Below are 14,087 nucleotides of genomic sequence, written 5' to 3'. Positions count from 1 at the left end.
GAAAATTCTATGCTTAGATTTTCAGGTAGCCTCTTTCAGCTTACCACTGATAGCCTGCACCGATAGAAGCACCGAAGTTACCACGTGAATTACCGCTGCCGGTAGCTTTAATAATCCAGTTACCGCTATCAGAAATAGTGGAGAAGCCAACGGCATAACCGGTTTCGCCTTTGTAGTAGCCGCCACCCACAGCCACCATGTTTTTGCCCGGCAAGTAAGCCTGCGGCAGGCCTGCAGTAGCAATGGCTTGGGCCACACCAGCATTGGCCGTATTAGCTACATCGTTAACTTTGGCATCCAGAGCAATGATGTTAGCATTGTTGGTACCGCTCAAAGCACCCAAGGCCGCATTCAGCTGATTCACGTTAACTGCATCCGTGCCATCCGTACCTCTAGCAACATTGGTAATTTTGTTGCCGCCGTTGTTCAGACCACCGGTGGTAAGACTAACGGGGTTACCACCACCTGCTGCCGGAGTGATGGTTACGCCACTACCGTTGGTAACAGTTTTATTACCAGCTGCATCGGTGGTGGTTACGCTGGTTACGTTCAGGTTCGGGTTCAACGCCAACTGTGTGCCGCCAGCTATAGTGGTGCTGGTAATGTTACTGTCACCTTTCACGTTGATAGTGTCACCCAGCTTGTAGTTGTTGCTGCCAGTAGTACCGCCGAAGTTGATACCTTTAGCCACGTTTTGGTTGGTGGCATACAGCTGACCGCCGTTTACAGCTTCCTTGCTGCCTGCGGCAACAGTACCGTCCGCTACGTTACCTAAGGTAACCGGGTTGCCTGCGGTACCGCCTACTAAGTTCACCCTGTTAGTTGGCGTATTAGTGGGGTTGCCTGAAGCATCGGCATAGGTCATCGGGGTATCAACCTTAACGGTAGTTACGCCGTTGGTACTCGTTACTTTGGCTACAGTACCTTGGCCGTTGGCGAAGTTGACGGTGTCGCCGTGGGTGACGAAGTCCTTATTAACTCCGTTGCCTTGTACGGTGAAGCCAGCGTTCAATACGTCGTTTACGGTAGCGGCATTGTTGCCTTTGCCTGCAAAATCAGCGCGGCTGTTGTTGGCCGGGTTGTTTACAGCATTGGTTGTATCAGCCAGGTTGCTCTTCACATTGGCCAATGTGGTCGGCTCAGTGGTGGAGCCAGCGGCATTCTGCATGCTGGCAATTACATCGCCAGCTGCTACTTGGGTACCTGCGCCGTTAGGCTGGGTGTAGAACTTGCCGTCAGTGTGTTTGTACACTTTGCTGCCGTCAGCTTTGGTGTACGCCACTGGGGTTTGGGCGCTCTGCACCACAGATTGGGCATTCAGGGCGTAGGTGTAGCTCTGATTGCCATTGCCGTCCACCTCCTGTTTCACAGTCAACCCGTTGCCCGCTTTCAGGGTCAGAGTGCTGCCGGGTTTGGCGAGCGTAGCAGAATGATTACCCGCTACATTGCCGCCAGCATCGATGTTGAAGCCGCTGTTGTTGATGGCCTTGACTATATCGCCGGCAGTAGCCAGTTTGTTAGCATCAGCGGGAGCCGGAGCAATCACTTTACCAGCCGGGTTGCCACCGGTGCCGTCGCCCACGTTCAACGCAGTGGTGTCGGCAGCCACTTTGTAGGTGGTACTGCCATCAGCATTTGGCGTACTGCTAACACTAATACCGTTGCCTGCTTCTATCTTGCTGGTGGCTGCTGCTTTAGCCGCATTCAGCTGATTCACGTTAACTGCATCCGTGCCATCCGTACCTCTAGCAACATTGGTAATTTTGTTGCCGCCGTTGTTCAGACCACCGGTGGTAAGACTAACGGGGTTACCACCACCTGCTGCCGGAGTGATGGTTACGCCACTACCGTTGGTAACAGTTTTATTACCAGCTGCATCGGTGGTGGTTACGCTGGTTACGTTCAGGTTCGGGTTCAACGCCAACTGTGTGCCGCCAGCTATAGTGGTGCTGGTAATGTTACTGTCACCTTTCACGTTGATAGTGTCACCCAGCTTGTAGTTGTTGCTGCCAGTAGTACCGCCGAAGTTGATACCTTTAGCCACGTTTTGGTTGGTGGCATACAGCTGACCGCCGTTTACAGCTTCCTTGCTGCCTGCGGCAACAGTACCGTCCGCTACGTTACCTAAGGTAACCGGGTTGCCTGCGGTACCGCCTACTAAGTTCACCCTGTTAGTTGGCGTATTAGTGGGGTTGCCTGAAGCATCGGCATAGGTCATCGGGGTATCAACCTTAACGGTAGTTACGCCGTTGGTACTCGTTACTTTGGCTACAGTACCTTGGCCGTTGGCGAAGTTGACGGTGTCGCCGTGGGTGACGAAGTCCTTATTAACTCCGTTGCCTTGTACGGTGAAGCCAGCGTTCAATACGTCGTTTACGGTAGCGGCATTGTTGCCTTTGCCTGCAAAATCAGCGCGGCTGTTGTTGGCCGGGTTGTTTACAGCATTGGTTGTATCAGCCAGGTTGCTCTTCACATTGGCCAATGTGGTCGGCTCAGTGGTGGAGCCAGCGGCATTCTGCATGCTGGCAATTACATCGCCAGCTGCTACTTGGGTACCTGCGCCGTTAGGCTGGGTGTAGAACTTGCCGTCAGTGTGTTTGTACACTTTGCTGCCGTCAGCTTTGGTGTAGACCACCGGCAGCTGGGCAGACTCGGCCAAGCCTTGGGCGTTGACACTCAGATCGTAGTTATCTGCGCCAGTTGTTCCATTGGTCGTTTTGGTGACCGTAAGGCTGCCGTTGTTAGAAGACACCGTGGTTCTGCTGGCTTGAATGGCTTCGTGAATATTGCCCTTGCCTGTACCACCAATATTGCTCATGCTGAGCTTGCCATCGGCGCCTACGGCTGCATTACCACCCAAGATATTCTTCACGCTGCCGGCCACATTGCCAATCACCGTTTGTGTAGCATGCAGCTGACTACCATTGATGGCGTCGGTGCTGGTGGCACTGATGCGGCCCGCGGCCACATTGGTAATTGTACGTTTTTCATTGCCATTACCAACACTTACTGTCGCAACAGGATTGGTTCCCGCAAAACCACCGTAAGTGATATTGCCTACCGTTGCAGTATTTGTACCTACCGCATTTTCAGTAGTCGAAGAACTACCCAATGCAACAGACCTAGAATGGGTTGCCGATGCGCCAGAACCGATGGCAGTACCATATTGTCCAGCACCTTCTACTTTCGCACCCGCACCGATAGCAACACCGCTGGCGGCTGCCACCTTAGCCTCAGTACCTATAGAGGTGGAGCTGCCCTGAGAAGCAATAGCCTTAGAACCGATAGCTGTTGCGCTATCCGCTTTGGCTTCAGCACCTTGTCCTAATGCGGAGGAATCAATACCGTCAGCTTTCGCATTACTACCGAATGCCGAACTGCGTAATTTTGTTGCTGTTGCCGCACTCCCGATTGTGGTCGCATCATCAGCAGTCGCAATTGCATTCGGGCCGACCACGACCGTCCTTTCGCCGGTAGCCGAGGACTTATAGCCAATAGCGATATTATTATTTTTAGTAACCTTGGCTTCACGACCCATTGCAATAGCTTGTGCAGCATTAGCAGCAGCCGATTCCCCGATAGAAATCGCAGCATCACCCCCTGCATTAGCTTCTCTACCAACTGCAACAGAACTTCGTCCTCCAGCCTTCGCATCATTAGCTAATGCTACTGCAGCATCTCCCATAGCTTTGGAACCGGTACCGACCGCGGTGGAATAACCGCCCGTAGCTTTTGCATGTGCGCCATTACCGATAGCAACCCCATGCTTGGTTGATTCAGCCGTATTACCGATTGCGGTTGCGCCCATTCCGTTTGCACGAGTTGTCGTACCAATACCCAGCGCATCTCGTCCTGTCGCTTGAGCATCATTACCAAACGCAACAGTTCCTTTATCCATTGCCTTGGCTGCAGAACCTACGGCTACCGAATGCTCTGCAGAAGCAGACGCATTTACGCCAGCGGCTAGTGCATGCGTACCAGTTGCGCCGTCGTTGTTGTAGTTTCCGTCGGTAGCACCACTGCCTTTTACGCTATAGTAATGCGTTTTCGCAGCACCAATCTGGTTTTGCAATCCTTGCGTTACATAAAACAGCTGGCTGCCGTTGATGGCATCGGTGCTGGCAGCATTAATAGCGCCTGGAGCAACGTGTTTGATTTGGCGTTCGAAACCAGCCGAACCAATAGAAACCTGGTCACCGGCAGTCACGCTGCCGCTGCCAGCAAACGGATTAGCCGCACTGCCATAAGTGATTGAACCCACGGTTGCCGTTTTTTCTGACGTAGCCGCTGCAGCCGTGGTGCTGCCCGCGCCCAATGCTACGGCGTTTTCTTTATCAGCGCTTGCGCCAACGCCCAATGCCACTGAAGCGATGCCGGTTGCCGACGTTTTGGTACCAAAGGCGGTTGACAAGGCGCCTGTTGCCTTGGCCTGCACACCCAAAGAAACCGCGCCGTCGCCCGCCTCGGTACCGATATAGCGGCCGGCGGTAGAAGTAAAGTCGACCAGGTTCTGCCCCGTCAGGTTTCTATATTTAGCCGCCGCAGCCGTATCGTTCAGCGCATCGTTGTTATTAGCGGGGCTGGTACTGACCAGCGGCGTAGTACTGGCTACCGCATTCAGGTCGTCCCCGCCAATGGAGACGGAAGAATTGCCCCTGGCGATGGTGTTGTTACCGATGGAGGTCGATTGACTGCCAATGGCCTGGGTAGACGGCCCCAAAGCTACGCCTTGCGTAGCTGAAGCTTTGGCGTGCACGCCGTAAGCCACGCTCTCATTGCCAATGGCTTGCGCATCCCAACCGACGGCCACCGCCCGCAAGCCGGAAGACACGGTATCCACACCGATAGCGACGGATGCCTCTTTATTATTGGCCTCATCCAACGTGATGCCGGTACCCATGCGGATGCTGTTCGATGAACGATACAGGTTGCCATTCGTATCTTTATATTCACCATTCGGAGTGAAGTTGGGATCAACCCCGTTCGTACCACGGTTACCGATGCCAATGATGCCACTATTGACATCCAGACGGCCGCCCAGCGTCAGGTTTTTAGCACCATTATCTTTATCAGTAGCACTCCATTTATCGCCATAAAACAAAGTGCGGTTAGTCTGAGTTTCACGTTTTTCAGCACCGGTCAGATTAGTTGCACCGTTTGCTGCATCTTCAACAGAAAAGCATGGACGGAAGGAACTTCCCACCTGTACACCAAAATGAGTACCATTAATGGTGGGGTAATTAGAACCTTGTCCAGCCCCCAATATCCCCAAGCTCTCCAATTATTATCCGGACCATTCTGATTAATCGCATACAGCCCGCTTGCATTACCGTTATCGAACGTTGCCGTACAACCAGAATCATGCCCATCATTAATATAAATACCAGGCGCAGCATAAGCTTCTGTACTGCTCATAGCAAACAAACCGGCAATAGCGGCAGAAAGCGTAACTGCTTTAACACCAAAAAAGGACAATGCTGCCACACCAACATCTACAACTCTGCTGCGACCAGACTTCCGATGAGCCTTAGCTGTTTCCTGCACAGCCACCCAAGTGTTGGTACATTCATTCCATACGGTACGGTAAACTTTGTTCATATAATTCAGCTTCCTAACTTTCCAAAATTAAAGAATCAAAAAATAAAACACATTAAACAACGGAAAAGCCCATCGGTTTATTTACATCAATCACCATCGATTTCTTCCTACGCTTGTCAGGCCATACAAAACTTAAATTATTTTTGCAGAGTGACTTTATTTTATTCAAATAAATTCAATAGACTACGTATTCTAAACCCGTGGGCAAATTGAGGCTGGCATAATACAGGCAGTTAACGTATCATCCTAGCCGCTTATCGCTTGGTTGGATTTCTTTTACAAAAACTTGCAACAAATTTGTAACACTCTCTACTTATACAAGCCACATCAACTACACATTTCAGGCGGTTTTTAGGTAGCGAACATAATATTATAATTCCTGGATATACAAACACTTAAATACCACCCAAAAACCAAGCATAAATACGCTCGTTTCCTATTGCCCGAGCCGAAGCTTCACTTTATTGAGTAACCTCCCTAAGTAAATTACAAGCTATTCCTAGCTTGAATCAACTTGTAGCTTAGCAGCAATATCTATTACAAAATTCTCTATAATACGCAACAAAATAGCAATAAAATACCGTGCTGCCATGTCCTCCTAAATTTCAGGTAACTTTCTCCTCCCTACCCTTTATGAGGTTTTAATCGTAATACAACACAAACCTAGATCATAAATGGCACAGGGCACCGCAAAATCGGGCAAACACAACCCAATGTCAACCGCCCCTAGCCCTTACACAAAAAACGCTTGCTTATCATTAGGATAAACAAGCGTTTCAAACTCTCAGCTGTAAAATAAATTTTCAGCAATTGTCTTTACAAAGGCCCTATTACACCCATCGCCTAATACAGAGGAAAAACAAGGTTGCTATCCTGCTCCATCCATCGCCTCACAACGGTTGCCGCAGTTCGCTCAAGCTGATACCCAACGCTTGGGCGTATTTAGCCAAGGTTTTTTCAGGTAGCCCCTCAAACACGACTGGTTGTAAATGGCGGCGCAGCTGCCAGCGCCCTACGCCGGCGGCCATAGCCAGGCCGACTTCGTCGTATCGGCTGCGGAACATGCGGTAATACAAAGCGGAGCGCTCGCCACGTTCCACGGCCTGCTTGGCGGCTTCGGCCTGTTCCTCCAACTCGGCCACGGCCTGTACAGTGGCGTAGGATTCGTCTTGCCAGCCGGTGCTGGTGGCGGCTTGGTAACGGCCATTGTGCGTGCCATAGATAATTTTTTGATGCCCACGATAGTTGGGGCTGTCGTCTTGCGGAATGTCGTTGATATCCATGCTGAATAGTTCCAAACAAGCAGAATCTGGGTTTTCAGGTAGCCTCAGGCATACACCGCTTCCAGCAACATAAAACAAGTGGAAAATCGGCCGCTTTCGGGAATGTAGCATAGGATTTTCTGGCCATTTCGGATATCCGTGCGGCGCATAAACTCTTCCAAAATAATGTAAATCGCCGCCGAGCCGGTGTTGCCTTTATAGTGCAGGTTGGTAAACCATTTTTCTTCGGCAATCGGCAGCCCCGCTGCAGCAAGACCATCGGCTAACTTACTGCGGAAGAAATCGGAGGAGTAATGCGGCAGAAACCAATCAATCTCGCCGGCTTGCAGGCCGTGCTTGGCAATCAGACGGCACAGCGGCTTTTCCACCGTGTAAGCCACGATATTTTCATTCAACAGCTTCACATCCTGCTTCACCACCATCAGGCTGCGCTTGGCGCACTCATCGGCATCGACATCTTTCCAGCTCAGCCACTCCCCGCCCTGCCCCACTTCGCCACCGGCATACATACACACCGGCATCTCGTTGGCATACGACAGCAAATCAATCCAATGGATTTTAAAATTCAACTGCCCGGCCAGCGGCTCACTGCCCAGCTGCACCGCGCCGGCACCGTCCGACAGCATCCAGCGCAAAAAATCCTTGTCAAACGCAATTTCCGGCTTGGCACCCTGCAGGCGCAGGCTGTCGGTTTCACAACGGAAACGCTCGCCGCGCAATACTGCCGAAGCCGTTTCCGAAGCTGCTGCCACCGCTTCGCTACATTCCCCGGTACGCACCGCGCGTTCGGCCTGCTTCATCGCCGCCATCCCCGCCACACACACGCCAGCCGTGCTCACCACCTCGCAGGGTGGAATCTGCGGCAGCAGCCCGTGCACCATCACCGCATGGCCGGGCAAAATCTGGTCGGGGTAAGACGTGCCGCAGGCAAAGCTGCCGATTTCTTCCGCACGCAAACCCTGCTCCAGCAAACCGCACACCGCCTGCGCAGCCAGCTCCGTGTTGCTATGAGTGGTTTGACGGGTGTGCGGATCAATGGCGTAATGGCGGGAAGTAATGGCATTGGAGCGCAAAATCATCTTGCGCACCCGCGAAGGCATATCCCCCACCATACCGAGCACAGCTTCCATCTGCTCATTGCTCACCGGCGGATTCGGCAGAAACGCAGCAGCGCGCTTGATATAAACATCTGATGGCTTATGCAATTCCGGCTCCCCTTCGATATTATATGATGTGTGTGTGGACATTTTCAGGTAGCCTACAGCGGCATATAGCATAAGGCTACCTGAAACTTAGCAGCTAACACAAAATAGCCTGAAATGCTAATCATTTCAGGCTGTCGTATATTTGGCAGGCTTTTATCAAAGCCGCATTCTATGCTCATAATTATAAATGCGAACCGCCATATGCCACATCCTAAACACCAACAAAAGCACTCACACACCCAAACTATGCAGCTTCTTTGCAACAATCCCACCAAATCCGTGCCATTCAAGCAAAACTATTATCCAAGCCGCCCCCAGGCAAAGCCCCAAGCAATGGAACAGCCAAATAACGGCATAACCAAATGGAAAAGGCTACCTAAAAGCAACACCTGCAGCAAAGCAACCTCATGGCTTGCTAAAAAGGGCAACGCCGATTAGGTAAAGCCCAAGATTGGCCAACAGCAGCAGCTGTCTTTTGTAGAGTGCAAATGCAGCAGCGGAGAGCGGCTGGTTTCAGGTAGCCTGCAGGCAAGATTGCAACTCGTGCCAACAGTTTCTTTCTTCTTATCGCTTCTATACAAAATAAAATTCTTGTCACGCCAAGCAACATGACGTAAAATCAAAAATTTAGCTTCGTCCGCTAACTTTGCGGCCGCAGTGCTTCCGCTTCGTCCGAGCCAATGTTTTAGCTTCACCGAAGCTTACGCCTTTAGGTAGCCTGTCGCATACGGAAGTTCAATATTATTTCAATCATCACAAAAGGCTGGCAAACATAGATAGGGCGGCATTTATGCCCATACGCTTTCAGGCTACCTGTAAATGGGTAATTAAGCTATTGCAAAATTAATGTTTAAAATTAATAACTAGCAATCACACAATGTACTTGTCACTATAAAATTATTAATAATAGTATGAAAATTAAATTAGATAATTTAACAGATTGGTTAAGTCAATATAAATTTCTGTTTTTTATTCAACTTTCAGGGTGTCTGTTATGGGTTCTCCTGTCTTCTTATTTCAAGATAAGCATAAAAGGATTCCTAATACCTTGCACATGTCAAATTTTAGGAACTTATATTGGATACAAAACTATCCAGATGAGAACTGCAAAGCAGATAAGAGAACTATGTTACCACTACGACAATAAAACAATTAACTTTATAACGAGTATAATTTTTATACCTAATGGACTAATAACATTATTTTTTCTTATTATTCTAATTTCTTATATAGATAAATTATCAATAGTAATATATATAATTTGGTATGTTTCGTGTTTTTTAATTCCTGCTTTTTATTTTAATAAAAAGCTATTTATGTTAATCGATAATATATAGGAAGGATTTAAAATGGGAGTTAATATTGCTAAATTACAAAATTTCATAGCAGAAATAATTGATTATTCATAGCAGAAATAATTGATTATGTTTCAACTACTAGCAAAGGGAAAGACTCTATAGAAAGCACATACAAATCAATGCTGGATACTTTTTCAAGTGATAGAAGTTATTATGACCCATTCATTACTTTAAGCGTAAGCGGTGTAATTCAAACTACAGATGCTAGATTATCCTTAGTAGGGAAAAGTACTCCTATTACAAAATCCTCATCCTCGATAGCTTCTGTTGCTAGTATGTATATGAGTTATGCAAAAATACAAGAATCAATTGAAAAAGATGGAACATATAAAGCATCTGATATTACAGATATAGTTGGTGATGCTATGATATTTTCTGGAGAGATATTCTCTCTAGCTGGTAAAACACCATTAGATAAATCTAGGATATCAACATCATTTTATCTATTAGAGCAAAGAATTAAATCATATGGTCGTGAGAAATTAGGAGATTCTCGCTTTCATGAAGGAGATCTCAACACTAAGAATATGAGAGATTTTATCCTTGACCCGCAAGCTTATAAATATAAAGATATGGCTCATAACTGGTCTGAGTTTGCTTACGGCTCATTACCAGACAGCATGAATCCATGGAAAGGTGGAACAAATGAGTTACATCGGAACATAACAGATTCTTTTGAAATTGCAGAAAAAATATTAAAAGGAGAACTACCTTTTGATCAAGAAAGCGTTGGGGGTTTCCTAGAAGAGAACTTAGAAGACTTTTCTCGTTGGCTATACAATCATCTTCCTGATGGATTTAATCCATGGAAAAATACTCATAAGGGTGCAAAACACTACATCTACGATCCCCTCCTCGCCCTAGACCTCGATGGCAACGGTATCAGCACTGTGGCTGCCAACCAGTTTTCAGGTAGCCTCTTCGACCACGACGGCGACGGTATCCGCACCGCTTCAGGCTGGGTAGGCAAAGAAGACGGGCTGTTGGTGTACGACCGCAATGGCGATGGCATCATCAACAACGGCAGCGAGCTGTTCGGCGATGCCACCCACCTGAAAAACGGCGGCATGGCGGCACACGGTTTTGCCGCGCTGGCCGATTTGGACGACAACGGCGACGGCAAAATCGATGCGGCCGACAAGGCGTTCTCTTCATTGCGCGTTTGGCGCGATCTCAATCAAGACGGCATCAGCCAGGAAGGCGAGCTGCTCACGCTGGAGCAGGCCAAGGTGCGGTCGCTCAACACTCAATTTCGCAACACCAACCGCAGCCTGGGCGACGGCAACACGCTGGCGCAGGAAGGCAGCTACACCACCACCGACGGCCAGACCCGCCAGATGGGGGATTTGCTGTTGGCCAACGATCCGCTGTTCAGCCGTTTTAATAATAAAGTGGCGCTGACTGCTGAGCAACTGCAAAACACACTCTCCCAATTGCAGGCTTTGCGCAATGGCAAAGTAAATATTTCCCCCGAACTGCAGGCCGATTTTGACATGCTACAAGACAAAATCCGCCTGCTGGATGCCTTCACCGGCGAAGATTCCCGCACACTGAGCTACGGCACACTGGAACAAGTGAAAGAAATCATCCGCGTGGCCAACAACACTTACACCCAGCTGGAGCACAGCCTCTACCAAGGCCTGCTATTCCAAACCTGCCTGAAACCCTATCTGAATGCCGTAGGCCTCCCACAATCGCCTCTGTGCTTTACCGTGATAGCGGTAATTGTAGACAAAATACCGTGTGCTGCCTCGGAAAATAGGAGCAACGACAAATGATAGCCCTCCACCGTCGGCCAAGGTCTGTTTTTTCTTACCGGGTTTGAGGCTTTTAATCTTGTGGTCACTTTTTAATCTTGTGGTCACTTAATAACATAACATTTCCCTTATTGGCAGAATAACCGTTTATTTTAGTCATACTTTCTCTCAATTTGCCATACTAGGATGTTGGTGCTTTTGCCAGTTATCTTAACCATGCACCTACAAAAGCACCAACTGATTGATGTGGCTTTTGGAAAACAAGGGAAGATTTGTAAAGATGGAAAGTTAAAATCAAAACAAATCAATCTATTGAATTTAAATTACTTTGCAGTTTTTAGTGGGTACGGGAAGATAAAAAAATAACCGCTGAAAAGCGGTTTATGGTGCCCAGGGTCGGACTCGAACCGACACACCTTGCGGCGGGGGATTTTGAGTCCCCTGCGTCTACCAATTTCGCCACCTGGGCAGGTGATGAGGAAACGGCATTATAGGCATTTTTCCACGTTTGTAAAGTTTTTTACCTGCACATCCGCCGTTTTGCCGTTTAAGACCGTGTTTTCAATGGCAATAAAACCACAGCCCTACTCCGCCGTGCTGCCTTTGGGCTGGACAAAACCTCATTTTGTGCGATGGTGGAGTTCTAGTTTATACTTAATTATAGCAGATTGGCTTTAAATCAGGACAAGTTAATAAGCCGCAGAGTGCAGCTAGCATAGCGAGCCAACGCAGTACTGGTTTAAAGTGAATCCACTATATATAATCGCCGCATATGCATACCAATACTCCTTATCCGCAGCCCTCCTGCTATTGGACGGTTGCCCATCCAAACCACCTGCCGCGCCTGAAAGTGTCGGCATCTTCGGCTTCTGCCACCTCTGCTGTTGCCAGCCGGTTTCACGGCACAGACATCAGCCAAGACCCTATCGGCGGCGAATCCACCTCCACCTACCGCAACGGCCGCCCCGTGGAGATGGGAGCCGTCAGTCAAACCGCCACCCATCCATCTGGTGGAAGACCTCAAAACCCTGTTAAACCAATAGCCTTAACACCAAAGGCTACCTGAAAGCCATTTTTCAGGTAGCCCCAACCAAGAAACCAAACACCATGCAGAAAAACGATCAACAAGCCCGCCTCGCCGTCCTCATCGACGCCGACAACGCCCCCGCCGACATCATTGACCGCCTGCTCGAAGAAATCGCCAAATACGGCATCGCCAGCGTAAAACGCATTTATGGCGATTGGAGCCACGGCCTCTCCAAATGGAAAGCCGCCCTCCTGCCGCACGCCATCATCCCCGTGCAACAATTTGCCTACACCAAAGGCAAAAACGCCACCGACATGGCCTTGGTAATTGACGCCATGGACTTGCTCTACAGCGGCAATTTCGACGGCTTCTGCATCGTATCCAGCGACTCCGACTTCACCCGCCTCGCCAGCCGCCTGCGCGAAAGCGGGCTCACCGTATACGGCTTCGGCGAAAAGAAAACCCCCACCGCCTTCCGCAAAGCCTGCGACAAATTCATCTACACCGAAATCTTCCTGCCCGAAAAACAGCGTGCCAACAAAGAACGCGGCAATGGCAAAACCCACGCCCCCGCCGCCGAAGAAAGCAACAACACTCCCGACGCCCTGCCCCTGCTCAAACGCGCCGTGCGCGAAAACGCCGACGACCTCGGCTGGGCCAACCTCGGTCCCATCGGCAGCTACATCAACAACACCAACCCCGATTTCGACTCCCGCCTCTACGGCTACGGCAAACTCTCCGACCTCATCAAATCCTTCGACATCTTCGAACACCGCACCGACAACAACCAACTCCAAGTGCGCCGCAAAACCGAATCCTGCCCCGAAAGGCTACCTGAAAATCAAAACGAGCAACGCGAAGCACGGCAAAGCCAGAATGAACGAAGCGAAGCCCGCCCCAACCCAAACGAGCCGCGCCAGCAAAACGACCAGCCCACCGAAAGCAAACCCGCCAAACGTAAACCCCAGTCCGCCAAAGCCGAAGCCAGCTCGTCCAAAGCCGCCAAACCTTCCTTCACCAAGCTCATTCCCGCCGTGCAGCAGGCCATCCAAGCCACCGCCGACCCCGACGGCTGGGCGCGGCTGGGCGACGTAGTCAAACAGCTTCCCGCCGCCATCGACCCCATCCAATACGGCTGCGCCAACGGCCGCGACCTCATCCACTCCATCTACAGCGACTGGGTGGAAATCAAAAAAGCCGGGCGCGGCGAGCGCATCCGCGTCAACAAAGCCTTTATCGTGAAAAACGAACAAGCCTAGCCAAGCAAAAGGCTACCTGAAACAAACAAAACCGATTGCTGTCAAGCCAATTCAGGCAGACTCATAAATAAAACATATCATGCTGTTATTTATATATAATTGCGACTCTTTCATCTACAGCATCGTCCAATACTTCGCCGAGTTCGGCTAGGAAATCAGTGTGCGCCGCAACGACGACATAGCGCTGGACGAAATTGCCGAACTCCGGCCCCAATACCTTGTTATCGGCCCCGACCCCTGCTCGCCCAAAGAAGCCGGCATTTCCGTGCTCCCCTCTGCGCCGCTTTGTCGGGCAGATTCCCATTTTGGGCGTGTGCCCCGGCCACTCAAGCTCGGCGGCCGCATCGTGCGCGCAAGAGCTGATGCACGGCAAAGTATCGCCCGTGTACCACACCAACAGCGGCGTACTCGCCGGTCTGCCCAAATGCCTCGACATCACCGTCTGGGCGGCAGACGGTAAAATCATGGACGTGCTCCATAAACAACACACCGTAGAAGGCGTACAATTCCACCCCGAAGCCCTGCTCACCGAACACGGCCACGATATGCTGGCTAACTTCATCTAAAGAGTACGCGGCCGCAATAGCTAGTGAGCCTAAC

The 14,087-nt window shown here is 50.0% G+C and carries 7 protein-coding genes, 1 tRNA gene and 1 pseudogene; 4 read left to right on the top strand and 5 right to left on the bottom strand.

What is annotated here, in order from left to right; genetic code table 11:
• Nucleotides 1–40 precede the first annotated feature (40 nt).
• The 4 genes from A7P96_RS10305 to A7P96_RS05710 all read right to left on the bottom strand — a co-directional run bounded on the left by A7P96_RS10305 (nucleotide 41) and on the right by A7P96_RS05710 (nucleotide 8,128).
• Nucleotides 41–5,203 (bottom strand): YadA-like family protein, encoded by a 5,163-nt coding sequence (locus A7P96_RS10305; RefSeq protein WP_156496286.1) that lies wholly within the window; start codon nucleotides 5,201–5,203, stop codon nucleotides 41–43.
• Nucleotides 5,140–5,598 carry an ESPR domain-containing protein gene (locus A7P96_RS05720; RefSeq protein WP_067525460.1) on the bottom strand — a complete coding sequence of 153 codons (459 nt, stop codon included), beginning with the start codon at nucleotides 5,596–5,598 and terminating at the stop codon, nucleotides 5,140–5,142. Before A7P96_RS05720 ends, A7P96_RS10305 begins: the two co-directional genes overlap by 64 nt.
• An 890-nt stretch (nucleotides 5,599–6,488) precedes the next feature.
• Nucleotides 6,489–6,881 (bottom strand): hypothetical protein, encoded by a 393-nt coding sequence (locus tag A7P96_RS05715; protein ID WP_067525458.1) that lies wholly within the window; start codon nucleotides 6,879–6,881, stop codon nucleotides 6,489–6,491.
• A 44-nt stretch (nucleotides 6,882–6,925) separates the two neighbouring features.
• Nucleotides 6,926–8,128, bottom strand: coding sequence for a beta-ketoacyl-ACP synthase III (locus A7P96_RS05710; protein WP_067526335.1), 1,203 nt, complete (start codon nucleotides 8,126–8,128; stop codon nucleotides 6,926–6,928).
• A 2,206-nt stretch (nucleotides 8,129–10,334) separates the two neighbouring features.
• Here A7P96_RS05710 and A7P96_RS05705 point away from each other — a divergent pair.
• Nucleotides 10,335–11,222: a hypothetical protein gene (locus A7P96_RS05705; RefSeq protein ID WP_067525456.1), complete on the top strand. Its 888-nt coding sequence runs from the start codon at nucleotides 10,335–10,337 to the stop codon at nucleotides 11,220–11,222.
• 363 nt (nucleotides 11,223–11,585) lie between these two features.
• Here the strand turns inward: A7P96_RS05705 and A7P96_RS05695 are convergent.
• Nucleotides 11,586–11,670 (bottom strand) — tRNA-Leu (locus A7P96_RS05695).
• A gap of 303 nt (nucleotides 11,671–11,973) precedes the next feature.
• Between A7P96_RS05695 and A7P96_RS10735 the strand changes: the two genes are divergently transcribed.
• The 3 genes and pseudogenes from A7P96_RS10735 to A7P96_RS05685 all read left to right on the top strand — a co-directional run bounded on the left by A7P96_RS10735 (nucleotide 11,974) and on the right by A7P96_RS05685 (nucleotide 14,053).
• Complete coding sequence (locus A7P96_RS10735) at nucleotides 11,974–12,267, top strand: hypothetical protein (RefSeq protein WP_156496285.1); 294 nt, start codon at nucleotides 11,974–11,976, stop codon at nucleotides 12,265–12,267.
• Between the two features lie 41 nt (nucleotides 12,268–12,308).
• The gene (locus A7P96_RS05690; RefSeq protein WP_067525452.1) at nucleotides 12,309–13,487 is read left to right on the top strand and encodes an NYN domain-containing protein; all 1,179 of its coding nucleotides are present in this window, start codon (nucleotides 12,309–12,311) and stop codon (nucleotides 13,485–13,487) included.
• Between the two features lie 79 nt (nucleotides 13,488–13,566).
• Nucleotides 13,567–14,053, top strand: a pseudogene (locus A7P96_RS05685) (anthranilate/aminodeoxychorismate synthase component II).
• Nucleotides 14,054–14,087 lie beyond the last annotated feature (34 nt).

This window comes from Eikenella sp. NML03-A-027 (genome assembly GCF_001648395.1).
Classification (GTDB): domain Bacteria; phylum Pseudomonadota; class Gammaproteobacteria; order Burkholderiales; family Neisseriaceae; genus Eikenella; species Eikenella exigua.
This window is presented reverse-complemented; position numbering and strand designations above follow the sequence as displayed.

Bases quoted from the DNA above. Each gene is read 5' to 3' on its own strand.
- A7P96_RS05720 (WP_067525460.1), bottom strand. From the start codon at position 5,598: ATGAACAAAGTTTACCGTACCGTATGGAATGAATGTACCAACACTTGG.
- A7P96_RS05715 (WP_067525458.1), bottom strand. From the start codon at position 6,881: ATGGATATCAACGACATTCCGCAAGACGACAGCCCCAACTATCGTGGG.
- A7P96_RS05710 (WP_067526335.1), bottom strand. From the start codon at position 8,128: ATGTCCACACACACATCATATAATATCGAAGGGGAGCCGGAATTGCAT.
- A7P96_RS10735 (WP_156496285.1), top strand. From the start codon at position 11,974: ATGCATACCAATACTCCTTATCCGCAGCCCTCCTGCTATTGGACGGTT.
- A7P96_RS05690 (WP_067525452.1), top strand. From the start codon at position 12,309: ATGCAGAAAAACGATCAACAAGCCCGCCTCGCCGTCCTCATCGACGCC.